We start from the raw sequence: 14,677 nt of genomic DNA on the forward strand, positions 1-14,677 counted from the left end.
GCCGCGACGTTCCGAGCGCTCGCCAGTGATTCAGCGCAGGCAGAGGCCGAGCCGGCCCGGGATGTTGTAAGAACGTCTGAGGCTACCGCTGACGCGTGGCCCGGAGCAAGGCTGAGCTGGCAGAAGGCTTTTGGCCTGGACGGCCGGCAAGGCATACGATGGAAAGAGCGCTGAAAGTCTTCATGAACCCCAAGACGACGAGGCAACAACGATGACTGACGGAAGCGGGCTGAGTGCATCGCCCTTCGCGGATTACAAACCCCCGATGGAGCGCGGCGCGGCGATGGTGGAGGCGAACCGCTGCCTGAACTGCTACGACGCGCCCTGCATCCGGGAGTGCCCGACGAGCATCGACATCCCGGGGTTCATCAAGAAGATCGCCAGCGACAACCTCCGCGGCTCTGCGCGGGTGATTCTGGAGGCCAACATCCTTGGCGCCTCCTGTGCGCGGGTCTGCCCGACCGAGGAGCTCTGCGAGGGGGCGTGCGTGCTGCACGACCTGCACGAGGAGCCGATTCAGATCGGGAGGTTGCAGCGTTACGCCACCGATCCGGTGGTGCTTGGCGAGAAGGCTCTCTTTACGGCGGCGCCTTCCAACGGTCGTAAGGTGGCCTGCATCGGGGCCGGCCCGGCCAGCCTGGGCTGCGCCGCCGAGCTCGCGCAGCTGGGCTATGAGGTTGTGGTCTTTGAGAAGGCCGATCAGCCCGGCGGGCTCAACACCTACGGCATCGCCGATTACAAGATGGATTACGCCACGGCCCTGGCCGAGATCGAATGGGTGAAGCAGCTCGGTGTGACCATCCGCTGCAACACCGAGGTGGGCGTGGACGTCTCGGTGGCCTCGCTCTTTGAAGACTTCGACGCCGTCTTTATGGGCGTGGGCCTGGGCGGGGTCTCGCCAGTGGGCATCCCCGGCGAAGATCTCGAAGGCAGCGAGGATGCGCTCGACTTCATCGCCGAGCTCAAAACTCGCCCCAAAGACGACGTCTCTCTCGCAGGAAAGAGCGTGGCGGTGATCGGCGGGGGCAACACCGCGATTGACGCCGTGACCCAGGCCAGCCGTCTGGGCGCGGAGAAGGTCTATATGGTGTACCGCCGCACCCGAGAGCGCATGGGAGCCTACGCCCATGAGCAGGAACTCGCGCGTAAGGATGGCGGCATCTTCGTGCTCGAGTCGATGCCCGTGGAGATCCTCGGAGAGTACGGCCGTGTCATTGGTCTGAAGTGCCAGAAGACACGCAGCGACGCCGATGGACGGCTTGAGCCTGTGCCCGGCTCGGAGTTTGTGCTCGATGTCGATCGGGTCTTTCGTGCCACCGGCCAGGCCAAACGCGTGGGCTTCTTTGAGACCATCGACGGTCTGGAGTTCGACGCGCGGGGCAAAGTCATCGCCGATGAGGACGGCCGCACCAGCGTCAAAGGGCTGTGGACCGGAGGAGACTGCGTCAGCGGCGGCAAAGAAGTCGTTAACGCCGTTGCCGAAGGAAAACGCGCCGCATTGAGCATCCACCAAACCCTTGAAGGAGCCGAGTGATGGCCGATCTGAGCTGCAATATCGCGGGCATTAAGTCGCCCAACCCTTTCTGGTTGGCCTCGGCGCCGCCGACGAACACCGGTTACCAGGTGGCCAACGCCTTTGAAGCCGGATGGGGTGGGGCGGTCTGGAAGACCCTGGGTCAACCCATCGTCAACACCTGGTCGCGCTACGGGGCGATGGACCTCAACGGCCAGAAGATCGTGGGGCTCAATAATATTGAGCTCATCACCGACCGCCCGCTGGAGGTGAACCTCAAGGAGATCTACGAGGTTAAGAAGCGTTTTCCGAACAACGCTATCATCGTCAGCCTGATGGTGGAGTCGAAGCGCGAGGCCTGGCACGAGATCGTCAAAAAGGCCGAGGATGCCGGGGCGGACGGGCTGGAGCTGAACTTCGGCTGCCCGCACGGAATGTCCGAGCGCGGCATGGGCGCGGCGGTGGGGCAGGTGCCCGAGTACTGCCAGCAGATCACTGAGTGGGTCAAAGAGGTGGCCACAGTGCCGGTGCTGGTGAAGTTGACGCCCAACGTCACCGACATCCGCTATCCGGCGCGCGCGGCGAAGGCCGCCGGCGCTGACGGGGTCAGCCTCATTAACACCATCAACAGCGTTATCGGGCTCGATATCGACACGCTCGCTCCGCGCCCCACGGTCAACGGGTGGTCGTCGCACGGCGGGTACTGCGGGCCGGCGGTCAAGCCGATCGCGCTCAACATGCTCTCGCAAATCGCTACCGACCCGGAGACCCTGGGGCTGCCCATCAGCGGTATTGGTGGCGTGAGCAACTGGAAGGATGCGGTGGAGTTCATCGCGCTGGGCGCGACGTCGGTGCAGGTCTGCACCGCAGTGATGCACTACGGCTTCCGCATCATTGAAGACCTGTGTGACGGCCTCTCCAACTACCTCGATGAGCGTTCGATGACGCTCGATGAGCTCCGCGGCATCAGCCTGGAGCGCATCCACGATTGGAAAGAGCTCGATTTGAACTACGTGGTCAACGCGCGCATCGATCAGGATAAGTGCATCGGCTGCGGGCTTTGCTACACGGCGTGCGAAGACGGCGCGCACCAGGCGATCTTCTCGGAGCGCCGCGATGACGGCCGCACCTTTGTTGAGGTTAAGCCCGATGCTTGTGTCGGTTGCAACCTCTGCAGCCTGGTCTGCCCGGTCGATGGCTGCATCGAGATGGTCCAGATTCCCAACGATTTTGAGCCCTGCAGCTGGGAGGAGTACTCCAGTGGCGAAGGCGTCCTGGCCCCACGACCGACCTACGAGCGTTAATCCGGCTCGCCGCTCATCGCCCGACCTCCTCGTCGAATCGACGTGTGGCGGACGATGGCGCGGCCGCCGAAAGTCTGAAAAAAGATTCCCCCCCGAGATGAGGTTTGCATGTCGCAGCTTGTCATTCGTAACGGAGAGATCGTCACCGCCAGCCAGCGCTACGTGGCGGATATCTACTGTGAAGACGGCACCATCAAAGCCATCGGCCCCAACCTGGATGTTCCGGCCGGTGTTGAGGAGTACGATGCCCGGGGCAAGTATGTGTTCCCGGGCTTTATTGATCCGCACACCCACGTGCGCCTTCCCTTTATGGGCACGATGGCCGTCGACGATTATGAGTCGGCCACCGTCGCCGCGCTCTGCGGGGGCACGACCACGCTGATCGACTTCTGCATCCCGGAGCGCGATGAGTCGCCGCTTCACGCCTTCAACACCTGGCAGGAGGTCTCGCAGGGCAAAGCCTGCTCGGACTTCACATGGCATATGGCGGTGACGCGTTTTGACGAAGAGGTGGAGCGCGAGCTGCGCGAGATCGTCAGCCGTGGTGTGACCAGCTTCAAGGTCTTTCTGGCCTACGGCGGTGCGCTGGGTGTGGATGATGCAGCGTTGCTGGGGGTGATGAAGCTCGCAAAAGAGTTGGGCGTGGTGGTCACCGCGCACTGCGAAAACTCCGAGATGATCGACACCCTGCAGAAGAAGCTCGTCGCCGAGGGCAAGATCGGCCCCGAGTGGCATGAGCCCAGCCGCCCCACCTATGTGGAGGCCGAGGGCACACGGCACTTCTGCAACCTTGCGCGCACCACCGGGGCGGAGGGCTACATCGTGCACCTCTCGTGTGAGGAGGCGCTCAAGGAGGCCGTCGACGCGCAACTGGCCGGCGCCAACGTGTGGGTGGAGACCCTCATTCAGCATCTGGTGCTCGACCACACCGATGCGGAGCGCCCCAACTTCGAAGGGGCCAAATTCGTGATGAGCCCGCCCCTGCGCGACAAGAGCAACCAGGACCCGCTCTGGAACGGGTTTGCAAAAGGCATCATCGCCACACTTGGCAGCGACCACGCGCCCTTCGACATGGAGCAGAAGCGCATGGGGGAGGATAACTTCTGCCTGATCCCCAACGGCATCCCCTCGCTCGAAGATCGCGTGCGCGTCTTCTTCACCGAAGGCGTGCAAACTGGCCGCGTGGACATTCACCGCTTTGTGGATGCTGCCAGCACCCAGGCGGCCAAAATCTTCGGGCTCTTTCCGAAGAAGGGCACCATTCAGATCGGCAGTGACGCCGACCTGGTGGTCTATGACCCCGAGGTCAAAGAGAAGCTCAGCGTGGAGACCCACCACATGAACGTGGACTACAACCCCTTTGAGGGGCGCGAGGTTCAGGGGCGCTGCGAGCTTGTGACGGTGCGCGGCAACGTCCAGGTGCGCGACGGGGAATTCGTGGGCCAGAAGGGCATCGGGGAGTTTCTTAAGCGTAAGCCGAAGATGAGCTGACGCGCGGTCTGCGCCGGCTCGTCGCCGGAGTTCTTTATCACTACACATGTCAGGTCTGACGCTGCGCGCCGGCGCGCCAACGAGTCGATCCTCAGACTCACCGGGGCGCCAGCGCGCGCGGTGTCGGATGACCCACACAAAAGGAGCAAGGCGATGAGCGAGTTGAAACTTTCTTTTGCGACCCGGGGCTACGAGTTTACCCCCTATGTGCAGGCCAATAACTGGATCGGCGGTGCCTGGAAGCCCGCGAGCACCGGTGCGACGCAGAATGTGATCAACCCGCGCCATGGCAAGTCCATGGGCAAGGTGGTTGACTCCGGCGCGGCCGATGTCGCGGAGGCCTACGCGGCGGCGAAGGCGGCGCTGCCGGAGTGGAAGGCGCTTCCGATCCGTGAGCGCGCTCAGGTGCTCTACAAAGTGAAAGAGCTGATGGAGGCCAACCTCGAAGAGCTCTCCTGGCTGCTCTCGCACGAGAACGGCAAGACCATCGGGCAGGCGCGCGGCGAAGTGCTCAAGGGTATCGAGTGCGTGGAGATGGGCGCCTCCCTGCAGAATATGGCCGACGGCGGACAGCTCGATGTCAGCCGCGGGGTCAACTGCAAGGTGATCCACGAGGCGGTGGGTGTGGTCGCCGGCATCGTGCCTTTTAACTTCCCGACGATGGTGCCGCTGTGGATGCTTCCGCAGGCTCTGGTGGCTGGCAACACCTTCATTCTTAAGCCCTCGGAGAAGGTGCCCTACGGGGCGATGCGCCTGGCGGAGATCTTCAAAGAAGCCGGTCTTCCCGACGGGGTGCTCAACATCGTCAACGGCGGCAAAGAAGCTGTGGAGGCGATCATCGACCATGACGGCATTGGTGCGGTGGCCTTTGTGGGCTCCACGCCGATCGCGAAGCTGCTCTACGCCCGGGGCGCCGAGACCGGCAAAAAGGTGCTCGGCCTGGGCGGCGCGAAGAACCACCTGGTGGTCGTGCCCGACGCCTCTCCGGAGGTGACGTCGGCCAACGTTGTCGCCTCGTATACCGGCTGCGCCGGACAGCGCTGCATGGCAGCGTCTGTGCTCCTGGCAGTGGGTAATGTCGATCACATTCTTGACGATGTGGCCGAGAAGTCCCGCGCGCTCGTTGTCGGTCAGGACATCGGTGCGGTTGTCTCGAAAGAGTCGCGCGACCGCATCGTGCGCTACATCGATGAGGCTGAGGCTGCAGGCGCGACGATTCTCGTCGACGGGCGAGGCGCAAAGGTTGAGGGCTCGGAGGGCTACTGGGTCGGGCCGACCATCATCGATGGGTGCACCCCGGATATGGCGTGTGTGCGCGAAGAGATTTTTGGGCCGGTGCTCTCGGTGATTCGTGTCGATACGCTCGATAAGGCGCTCGACATTGAAAACGCCAGCCCCTTCGGCAACGCCGCATGCATTTACACGACCAGCGGCGCGGTGGCGGAGCGAGCCATCAACCGATTTGAGGCCGGGATGTGTGGCGTGAACATCGGCGTGCCCGTGCCGCGTGAGCCCTTCGCGTTTGGCGGCTGGAATGACAGCAAGTTCGGCCACGGCGATATGACCGGCATGGACGGGTTCCGCTTCTGGACGCGTCCGCGCAAGGTCACCGTGAAGTGGGAGCTTCAGTCCGATGAGACCTGGATGTCCTGAGTGAAGTCGCTGCCGTGCCTCGTGCGTGAGGCGCGGCAGCGTCGGGCAGGGTGTGGCACAAACTTTTTCTGCGACCCGAGGAATGCGATGGAATCTCAGGACATGATCGACCTCTGTAAGAAGCACACCATGTACACCTGGACGGCCGGTGAGAACGTCGAGCCGATCCCGGTGGAGCGCGCCGAGGGCGTGTACTTCTACACGCCCGAAGGAAAGCGTTTTCTCGACTTCAACAGTCAGCTGATGAGCGTGAACATCGGCCACAGTCACCCGCGGGTGATCGAGGCGATGCATCAGCAGCTTCAGCAGGTGGCCTACGTCTACCCGGGCACCGCCACCGCAGTGCGCGCGCGCGTCGCGAAGATGCTCTCGGAGCTCGTACCGGGCGACATCAACACCTTTTTCTTCACGCTGAGTGGGGCGGAGTCCAACGAGAACGCGATTAAGGCGGCACGCAGCTACACCGGCCGCTTTAAGATCCTTAGCCGTTACCGCAGCTACCACGGTGCGACCAACGCCACGATGCAGCTCACCGGCGATCCGCGACGCTGGGCCAACGAGCCCGGGAGCCCCGGGTTTATCAAGGTGATGGATCCTCGCCCTTACCACTACAGCTTCGGTGAGAGCGAAGAAGAGCAAACCGCGCGCAACCTCGAGTACCTCGAAGAAGTCATTATGTACGAGGGGCCCGACACGATCGCGGCAATGTTTGTGGAGACCATCACCGGGACCAACGGGATTCAGCCGCCGCCCAAAGGGTATCTCAAAGGTCTCAAAGCGCTTTTGGAGAAGTACGGCATCCTGATGGTGTGCGATGAGGTGATGTGCGGGTTCGGGCGCACCGGCAAGATGTTTGGCTTTGAGCATTACGACGTGGTGCCCGACATCGTCACGATGGCCAAAGGCCTGACCAGCTCTTACGCCCCGCTGGGCGCGATGGGCGTGAGTGATGCCATCGCCGAGCATTTTAAGAAAAACACCTTCTGGGGCGGTCTGACTTACAACTCGCACTGCCTTGCGCTCTCGGCGGCGGAGGCCTCGATTCAGGTGATGCTCGACGAGAAACTGGTCGAGAACGCCGCTCGCCTGGAGTCGGTGATGCGCGAGGAGATGGACCGCCTTAAGGAGCGTCACCCCTCCTTTAAAGAGGGCCGCGCGTTGGGGCTGTTCGGCATGATCGACGTGCAGAAGAACAGCGTTGGCGAGCGCATCGCGCCTTTTAACGGGAGCCATCCGGCGATGACGAAGCTCGGGCAGTTCTTCCGTGACAACGGGCTCTTTACCTTCGTGCGTTGGGGGAGCTTTATGTGCAACCCGCCGCTGTGCATCACCGAAGAGCAGCTTCGCGAAGGTTTTGCGATCATCGATCGCGGCATGGAGATCACCGACGCGGCGTTTGAGGGCTGAGGTAAGCCGTCGCAATCGTGTGGTGAGAGAACGCCGCGGGCCCGATGGGCCCGCGGTTTTTTTTGTGATGAAGCGTTGAAACCTGGGTTGGGGACCACGGGGCGTGGTCTTCATGCAGGCGTCGTCTCGTAGGTATTCTTAAGGTCCGTCAGGGAGCGTTGAATGAGCTCGCGCAGGGCGCCCTCATCGATGTCCGCGAGCTTGTTGATGTAGAGGCAGGATTTGCCCGTCTTGTGTTTGCCCAGGCGGCCCATAATGTCTTCTGCGCCCTCAAAGCCCGACATGATGTAGAGGGAGATGTTGCGTTTACGTGGCGAGAACCCCGCCAGCATCCAGTCGCCCTCGCGGCCGCTTTTGTAGACGTAGTGGTAGGTGCCAAAACCCACGATGGCGTCGCCCCACATCACCGCCGGGGCGCCGACTTCCTCTTCAAAGATTTCGAGCAGGCGCAGGCAATCCTCGCGGCGCTTCGGATCTTCGACGGCGTTGAGGACTTCGGCGGGGTTCTGGTCGGTGGGTTGTGTTTTCAGTGACATGGTTGCTCCAAAATTCTAGGGGTGATGCTTCAACGATGGGGCGGCTGAGGGCCGGAGAAGTCCACATGAGCTGCCGCGAACAGGCACCCATCGTAGCCGTTCAGGGAAGGGTAGCGAGCTTTTGCCAGAGATCCAGAAGGGCGCGGCGGTCGACTTTTCCGGCCGGGGTCAGGGGCAGGGTGTCGGTAAACCGAAGGTCGCGAGGGAGCTTGTACCCGGCGAGTTGCGGGCGCAGGTGGTCGATGATGGATGACGATTCGGGCGGCTGCGAGACGTTCGCAGGATGGAGGATCGCTACGACGCGTTGTCCCCAGTGGCTGTCATCGATACCCAGCACGGCGGCCTGAGCGATGTCGGGATGTTCCACCAGTAGCGCTTCGACTTCGGCGGGCGCGACGTTTTCGCCGCCGCTAATGATGACATCGTCGAGGCGTCCTTCCACATAGAGAAAGCCCTCGTCGTCGAGGTGACCGAAGTCGCCGGTGAGGTAGTCGCCGTCGCGAAAGGACTGCGTCGTGCCGTGCGCGTCACCCAGATAGGCGCTGGCGAGTTGGGGGCCACGCACCACAATCTGCCCGGAGTGACCCGTGGCGAGTCGATTGCCTTGAGGGTCTTCGATCCAGACTTCGACATCGGCAGGAGGGACGCCGGCTGAGGCTTGTCGAGGATCGCTGACGCCGAGGATGCCCGGGGGCATCAGCGTGACCATCGGGCCGGCTTCGGTCATCCCGTAGCCTTGCAAGAGATCAAGGCCCAGCTCGCGCGCCATCTCGACGTAGGAGGGCGGCATGGGGGCGCCGCCGCAGATGCCAAAACGCATCATGGCGAGTGAGGTCTGCTGGCGACGGGCAGCGTCGAAGAGGGCGCGCCACATGGTGGGGACCATCACCGCGGCGCGTGCACGACCGGAGGTGATGAGCGGGAGCAGGGCGTCGGGGGCAAATCGGGAGGCTATCTGCAAGGGGGCGCCCGTGGCGATCGCGGCGGCGCTAAGCGCGCTAAAACCGGCGACGTGGAAGTTGGGAGCGACCACAAGCACCGGCTCGTCGGCGCGAAGGTGCGTCATAGTGGCAAATTGCCGGGCGTTATGGGCGATGGTGCGACGGGTGTGGGCGACATGCTTCGGGCGGCCGGTGGTGCCGCCGGTGGTCATGATGAGCCAGGGACGATCTTCCGAATCGTCGTCGGGAGCGGCATCCGCCGGGTTGGAGACGAGGGGAGTGGGAGCAATGCCCGAGGCGCTCCACTCTAAGACATCACCCACGACGTCGGCCCACAGGGCGTCGCGCTCCATGACGCGCGCGCGATGTTCGGAAGACGTCTCGGACGCGCGCTCCAGGGCCTCTCGGGTCGTCTCTTCGAGGTTGTTTTCGACGACAAGGGCGCTGAGTTCAAAGGGCAGGGCGCCCAGCGCTGCGGCGAGCTCTCGTGAGCTCCAGCGGTAGTTCAGCGGCCAGAAGGATGCTCCTAAATGGGCGCAGGCCAGCGCCAGGCTCCAGGCAATGGGGTGATTTGTGCCGCAGTAGGCGACGGTAGTGCCGGCGCGAACCCCGGCGTCTGAGAGAAGGTGTCCGAGGCGATCGACGATGGTCGCCCACTCGCGCCAGGTCGCCGAGCCGCGCAGGTCGTCGGCGCGCCAGGCCGTGGCGTGGGGCCGCTCTTTGGCGTGGGCAGCGAGAGCCGCAGGCAGGTCGAAGTTGGGTTGGAGCTCGGTCATGGCGAATCTCAAGGGGGGCGTCATGAGGAGACGTCGAGGAACGTGTCACATCGGGTGGTGCGGGGACGACGCAACGATCAGATGGCAGTGGAAGGCGCGAGCGAGAAGTTCGGCGAAGCAGACAGCGTGCTCGTGGTCTGGCGAGGTGAACCCCTCCTCGTCATCCGGCAGCTCCGATGGTGCGCACCCGGGAGGTGGGGGCGAGCGAAAAACGGATCTTTTTTTCAGTACTTCTGAGCGCGATCTTCGAGGCGGGTGAAAAGGGCAGGTCGGGCCATTCAGCAACTCGGCGTGGCAACATCCTGAAATTCAAACGTTTATGGGTGGATTCGGCTTCTCGAGAGGGCGTCCTGAATAAAAAAAATCAAAAGTGCGTTGACACCGAAGAGAGCGTTGTGGCACATAATGCTCATCGCGGCGGCGCTGACCGCCAGAACAATCCGGCGTAGCTCAGGGGTAGAGCGAGCGGCTGTTAACCGCTTGGTCGTAGGTTCAAATCCTACCGCCGGAGCTTCATGAGGCCCAGGCTAGTCAGCCTGGGCCTTTCATTTAACAGGACCCTCGTCGGCGATGTCGGCGGGGGTCTTGTCGTTCTTGCCCTGCTGGCGCGGGTTTGCGGGCGGTCGTTGGTCGACGGGGGTGCTCTCTGGTCGGGGGGCGCCAGAGTACCTCTGCTCGTCGTCGGTCCGAGAACGGTGCTCTCTGAGTGCTTTTGGGCCTCAGAGACGCCTCCAGACGCCGAAAAGCCGGTTCACACCAGAGAGCCGATGGTTAGCCCGGTGAGAGTGGGACAGCCGGAGGCCACAAAATGCCTCCTTGACGCGGGCATCCTTTGTGCCCAATATACCCCTGCCCGGGTATGGGTACTATGCGCTGCCGAGGAAACGCCCCATGATGAGCCCTGACACGAAAGAGAAGGTCGAAGCCCGCCTCAAGCGGGTCGCCGGGCAGATGTCCGGCATCCAGAAGATGGTCGAGGACGACCGCTACTGCGTCGACGTGCTGATGCAGATCTCTGCGGCCCGCGCCGCCCTGGCGAAGGTCAGCAAGATGCTGCTCGAGTCCCACATTCAGACCTGCGTCACCGGCGCGTTCGAGAGCGACGACGAGGACGACCGGGCAGCGAAGATCGCGGAGCTCGTTCGGGTCTTCGAAAAGAACTGCAGCTGCTGACGAGGACCTCATGAGCCACGAACACCATCACGACCACGAACACGGCGGCTGCCACCACGATCACAAGCATGGCGACGGTGACGGCGCTGCGCTCCGAGATCCCGTCTGCGGGATGAAGGTCACCGAGGACAGCAAACACCGACACGAGCACGACGGCGAGACGTACCGCTTCTGCTCGGGACGCTGCCGAGAGAAGTTCGCCACCGACCCCGACCGCTACCTCAACCCGGACGACCACGAGGCCGACGCGGCACCTGCGGGCACGGTGTTTACCTGCCCGATGCACCCCGAGGTCGAGCAGATCGGCCCGGGCGACTGTCCGAAGTGCGGGATGGCGCTGGAGGCCAAGGGCGTGCCGGTGCTGGCGACGAAGACGGAGTGGACCTGCCCGATGCACCCCGAGATTGTTCGGGACGAGCCGGGTGACTGCCCGATCTGCGGCATGGCCCTCGAGCCGCGCACGGTGACGCTCGACGAGGAAGAGGACAACCCGGAGCTGCGCGACATGACGCGACGCTTCTGGTTCGCCGCCGCACTCTCGCTGCCGCTCGTGGCCATCGTCATGATCGACATGCTCCCGAGCCAGCCGATCTCCAGCGTCCTGCCCGGACGAACACGGGCGTTCATCGAGCTGGCGCTCGCCACCCCGGTCTGTCTCTGGTCGGCGTGGCCCTTCTACGTGCGCGCGGTTCGCTCGGTGAAGAACATGAGCCTCAACATGTTCACGCTGATCGGGCTCGGCGTCAGCGTCGCCTACGTCTATAGCCTCATCGCCACGCTCCTTCCAGGCATCTTCCCCGACTCGTTCCGCGGTCACGGCGGCGAGGTCGCCGTGTACTTCGAGGCGGCTGGCGTCATCGTGACGCTGATCCTGCTCGGCCAGGTCCTCGAGCTAAAGGCCCGAAGTCAGACCAGCGCCGCCATCAAGAAGCTGCTCGGCATGGCCGCGAAGACGGCTCGGCTCATTCGCGACGACGGCAGCGAGGAGGACGTCCCCCTCGACCAGGTGCGCGAAGGCGATCGTCTGCGCGTCCGCCCAGGCGAGAAGGTGCCCGTCGACGGCGAGGTGCTCGAGGGCACCAGCCACGTGGACGAGTCCATGGTGACCGGCGAGCCCATCCCGGTCGAGAAGGGCCCCGGCGCCAAGGTCATCGGGGCCACGGTCAACGGCACCGGGGGGCTGGTGATGCGCGCCAAGAAGGTCGGCGCCGAGACGCTGCTCTCTCGGATCGTGACCATGGTCGCCGAGGCGCAACGGAGCCGCGCGCCCATCCAGAAGCTGGCCGACGTCGTGTCGTCCTATTTCGTACCTGCGGTCATCATCACGGCCATCGTGACCTTCATCGTGTGGGCGCTCGTTGGCCCGGAGCCCCCGATGGCCTACGCCCTCATCAACGCGGTTGCGGTGCTGATCATCGCGTGCCCTTGCGCCCTCGGTCTGGCCACGCCGATGTCGATCATGGTGGCGACGGGCAAGGGCGCATCGCTTGGGGTGCTCTTCAAGAACGCCGAAGCGATCGAGGTGCTGCGGAAGGTCGACACGCTGGTCGTCGACAAGACGGGGACGCTGACCGAAGGCCGGCCTGCGCTGGTCGCGGTCGAACCCGCGGACGGCATGGATGAGGCGGAGCTGCTGCGTCTGGCCGCCGCCCTCGAGCGCGGCAGTGAGCATCCGCTGGCCGAGGCCATCGTCCGGGGTGCTGAGGAGCGCGGGCACGAGCTGCCCAAGGCCGACGACTTCGGCTCGGTGACGGGCAAAGGCGTACGCGGCACCGTCGACGGACACGACGTCGCGCTCGGCAACCTCGCGATGATGGCTGAAGTTGGGGTGGACCCAGGGCCGCTATCGCAGCGTGCCGAGGCGCTCCGGGGTGAAGGGCAGACGGTGATGTTCGTCGCCGTCGACGGCTCGCTCGCCGGCATCATCGGCGTGGCCGATCCCATCAAGGAGAGCACGCCAGAGGCCATCGCGGCGCTCCACGAGGAGGGGCTCCACGTGGTCATGCTCACCGGCGATAGCGAGACAACGGCCCGCGCGGTCGCCGCCAAGCTGGGCATCGATGAGGTCATCGCGGGTGTGCTTCCCGACGAAAAGGCGGCCAAGGTAGAGTCGCTGCAGGGCGAGGGCCGGGTTGTCGCCATGGCCGGCGACGGGATCAACGACGCGCCGGCGCTCGCGCTCGCCGACGTGGGCATCGCGATGGGCACCGGCACCGACGTCGCGATGGAGAGCGCGGGCGTGACGCTCGTCAAGGGCGACCTCCGCGGGATTGTCCGCGCACGCAAGCTGTCTCGACAGACGATGGCGAACATCCGCCAGAACCTCTTCTTCGCCTTCGCCTACAACACGGCCGGCGTGCCCATCGCCGCCGGGGTGCTCTACCCGTTCTTCGGGATCCTGCTCTCGCCGATGTTCGCGGCCGCCGCGATGAGCTTGAGCTCGGTTTCCGTGATTGGCAACGCGCTCCGTCTGAGAAGGTCAAACCTATGACGGATCGATCCGCCAAGTACGAGAAGGGAAGCCTGAGCCTCATCGCTACGGTCGCGATGGGCACCGGCGTGATGATCGGCGCCGGGATCTTTGCGCTGACCGGGCAAGTGGCCGAACTCGCCGGCGGGCTCTTCCCCGCAGCGTTCATCATCGCCGCGATCATCAGCGGCTTCAGCGCCTACAGCTACATCAAGGTGGCGGGCGCCCATCCGTCGGCCGGCGGCATCGCCATGATCCTGAAGAAGGCCTACGGGCCCTCGACGGTGACGGGGGCGGCGTCGTTGCTGATGGCCCTGTCCATGGTCATCAACGAGAGTCTCGTCGCCCGGACGTTCGGCGCCTATACGCTTCGGCTCTTCCCAGGCGAGGTGCCAGACTTTTGGGTGCCCGTCCTCGCGGTGGGCCTGATCGCCGTCGCGTTCGGGGTGAACGTCGCGGGGAACAAGGTCATCGGGACCGTCTCCAACGTGAGCGCATTCTTGAAGATCGGTGGGTTGCTCGTGTTCGCCGCAATCGCGGTCGCAGCCTCCGGCGTCGATCTTCAGATCCAGCCATGGCCACCATCCGGCGATCCGGCGGCGCCCGACTTCATCGGCGCGATCGCACTCGCCATCCTGGCGTTCAAAGGCTTCACGACCATTACCAACAGCGGAGACGAGATCGTCGAGCCCGAGAAGAACATCGGTCGAGCCATCGTCATCTCGCTCGCGATCTGCCTGGTCGTGTATCTTGCGGTCTGTTTCGCCGTCGCCTCCAGCCTATCCCTCGAGGAGTTGATCCGGGCGAAGGACTACGCCCTCGCTGAGGCTGCGCGTCCCGCCATCGGCGGGTACGGGACCACCTTCACCGTCATCATCGCGATCATCGCGACGGCATCGGGGCTTCTGGCGAGCGTCTTCGCAGTCTCCCGGATGCTCGCGATGTTGACTGACATGAACCTCATCCCGCACAGCCACTTCGGGATGCCTGGTGACATTCAGAAACACACACTGGTGTACACCGTGGTCATCGCCGCCGCGCTGGCCGCGCTCTTCGACCTGTCCAGGATCGCGTCGATGGGGGCGATCTTCTACCTCGTGATGGACATGGCGATTCACTGGGGCGTGCTGCGTCATCTCCGCGCCGAGGTCGAGGCGAGTGCCCCCGTGCTGGTCACTGCCATCGTGCTCGACGCCCTCGCCCTCGCCGCGTTCCTCTTCGTCAAAGGTTCGTCCGATCCCTTGATCGTGGGCGTGAGCCTCAGTGGTATCGCAATCGTGTTCGCGTTCGAACGGTTCTTCTTGCGACGCGTTCGAGGCCAGGGATCCGAGGACGGCCACACCCAACAACACAATGAAGACCATGACTCTTAAAACAAAATCTCCAAATTCCTTTTGTGCGGCCCTTTTCTCC

At 63.9% G+C, this 14,677-nt stretch carries 11 protein-coding genes and 1 tRNA gene; 10 read left to right on the top strand and 2 right to left on the bottom strand.

The window, feature by feature from the left end; all coding sequences use genetic code 11:
- Nucleotides 1-211 precede the first annotated feature (211 nt).
- The 5 genes from FRC98_RS03555 to FRC98_RS03575 all read left to right on the top strand — a co-directional run bounded on the left by FRC98_RS03555 (nucleotide 212) and on the right by FRC98_RS03575 (nucleotide 7,368).
- Nucleotides 212-1,534, top strand: a complete 1,323-nt coding sequence (locus FRC98_RS03555) for an NAD(P)-dependent oxidoreductase (protein ID WP_146979910.1) — start codon at nucleotides 212-214, stop codon at nucleotides 1,532-1,534.
- Entirely contained in the window at nucleotides 1,534-2,817 is a 1,284-nt protein-coding gene (preA, locus tag FRC98_RS03560; protein ID WP_146979911.1) for an NAD-dependent dihydropyrimidine dehydrogenase subunit PreA, read from the top strand. Before FRC98_RS03555 ends, preA begins: the two co-directional genes overlap by 1 nt.
- 108 nt (nucleotides 2,818-2,925) lie before the next feature.
- Nucleotides 2,926-4,308, top strand: a complete 1,383-nt coding sequence (gene hydA, locus FRC98_RS03565) for a dihydropyrimidinase (RefSeq protein ID WP_146979912.1) — start codon at nucleotides 2,926-2,928, stop codon at nucleotides 4,306-4,308.
- Nucleotides 4,309-4,461: 153 nt separating this feature from the next.
- Nucleotides 4,462-5,961: a CoA-acylating methylmalonate-semialdehyde dehydrogenase gene (locus tag FRC98_RS03570; RefSeq protein ID WP_146979913.1), complete on the top strand. Its 1,500-nt coding sequence runs from the start codon at nucleotides 4,462-4,464 to the stop codon at nucleotides 5,959-5,961.
- 87 nt (nucleotides 5,962-6,048) lie between these two features.
- Nucleotides 6,049-7,368 (top strand): aminotransferase class III-fold pyridoxal phosphate-dependent enzyme, encoded by a 1,320-nt coding sequence (locus FRC98_RS03575; RefSeq protein WP_146979914.1) that lies wholly within the window; start codon nucleotides 6,049-6,051, stop codon nucleotides 7,366-7,368.
- 110 nt (nucleotides 7,369-7,478) lie between these two features.
- On the opposite strand, the gene FRC98_RS03580 is transcribed toward FRC98_RS03575, so the two are convergent.
- Nucleotides 7,479-7,904 (bottom strand): DUF1801 domain-containing protein, encoded by a 426-nt coding sequence (locus FRC98_RS03580; RefSeq protein ID WP_146979915.1) that lies wholly within the window; start codon nucleotides 7,902-7,904, stop codon nucleotides 7,479-7,481.
- Nucleotides 7,905-8,004: 100 nt separating this feature from the next.
- Nucleotides 8,005-9,621, bottom strand: a complete 1,617-nt coding sequence (locus tag FRC98_RS03585; RefSeq protein ID WP_230467231.1) for a class I adenylate-forming enzyme family protein — start codon at nucleotides 9,619-9,621, stop codon at nucleotides 8,005-8,007.
- 176 nt (nucleotides 9,622-9,797) lie between these two features.
- Here FRC98_RS03585 and FRC98_RS03590 point away from each other — a divergent pair, with 176 nt between their 5' ends.
- The 5 genes from FRC98_RS03590 (at nucleotide 9,798) to FRC98_RS03610 (ending at nucleotide 14,637) form a co-directional block, all read left to right on the top strand.
- A complete protein-coding gene (locus tag FRC98_RS03590; protein WP_146979917.1) occupies nucleotides 9,798-10,070 on the top strand; it encodes a hypothetical protein in 273 nt (90 codons plus the stop codon).
- A tRNA-Asn gene (locus FRC98_RS03595) sits at nucleotides 10,061-10,132 on the top strand. Before FRC98_RS03590 ends, FRC98_RS03595 begins: the two co-directional genes overlap by 10 nt.
- A gap of 380 nt (nucleotides 10,133-10,512) precedes the next feature.
- Entirely contained in the window at nucleotides 10,513-10,794 is a 282-nt protein-coding gene (locus FRC98_RS03600; RefSeq protein ID WP_146979918.1) for a metal-sensitive transcriptional regulator, read from the top strand.
- A 10-nt stretch (nucleotides 10,795-10,804) separates the two neighbouring features.
- Complete coding sequence (locus FRC98_RS03605; protein WP_146979919.1) at nucleotides 10,805-13,285, top strand: heavy metal translocating P-type ATPase; 2,481 nt, start codon at nucleotides 10,805-10,807, stop codon at nucleotides 13,283-13,285.
- Nucleotides 13,282-14,637, top strand: coding sequence for an APC family permease (locus FRC98_RS03610; RefSeq protein ID WP_146979920.1), 1,356 nt, complete (start codon nucleotides 13,282-13,284; stop codon nucleotides 14,635-14,637). Before FRC98_RS03605 ends, FRC98_RS03610 begins: the two co-directional genes overlap by 4 nt.
- The last annotated feature ends 40 nt before the right edge of the window (nucleotides 14,638-14,677 follow it).

The sequence above is a fragment of the Lujinxingia vulgaris genome, from assembly GCF_007997015.1.
GTDB lineage: Bacteria > Myxococcota_A > Bradymonadia > Bradymonadales > Bradymonadaceae > Lujinxingia > Lujinxingia vulgaris.

Coding starts and splice junctions, on each gene's coding strand:
- FRC98_RS03555 (WP_146979910.1), top strand. CDS start 212: ATGACTGACGGAAGCGGGCTGAGTGCATCGCCCTTCGCGGATTACAAA.
- preA (WP_146979911.1), top strand. CDS start 1,534: ATGGCCGATCTGAGCTGCAATATCGCGGGCATTAAGTCGCCCAACCCT.
- hydA (WP_146979912.1), top strand. CDS start 2,926: ATGTCGCAGCTTGTCATTCGTAACGGAGAGATCGTCACCGCCAGCCAG.
- FRC98_RS03570 (WP_146979913.1), top strand. CDS start 4,462: ATGAGCGAGTTGAAACTTTCTTTTGCGACCCGGGGCTACGAGTTTACC.
- FRC98_RS03575 (WP_146979914.1), top strand. CDS start 6,049: ATGGAATCTCAGGACATGATCGACCTCTGTAAGAAGCACACCATGTAC.
- FRC98_RS03580 (WP_146979915.1), bottom strand. CDS start 7,904: ATGTCACTGAAAACACAACCCACCGACCAGAACCCCGCCGAAGTCCTC.
- FRC98_RS03585 (WP_230467231.1), bottom strand. CDS start 9,621: ATGACCGAGCTCCAACCCAACTTCGACCTGCCTGCGGCTCTCGCTGCC.
- FRC98_RS03590 (WP_146979917.1), top strand. CDS start 9,798: ATGGTGCGCACCCGGGAGGTGGGGGCGAGCGAAAAACGGATCTTTTTT.
- FRC98_RS03600 (WP_146979918.1), top strand. CDS start 10,513: ATGATGAGCCCTGACACGAAAGAGAAGGTCGAAGCCCGCCTCAAGCGG.
- FRC98_RS03605 (WP_146979919.1), top strand. CDS start 10,805: ATGAGCCACGAACACCATCACGACCACGAACACGGCGGCTGCCACCAC.
- FRC98_RS03610 (WP_146979920.1), top strand. CDS start 13,282: ATGACGGATCGATCCGCCAAGTACGAGAAGGGAAGCCTGAGCCTCATC.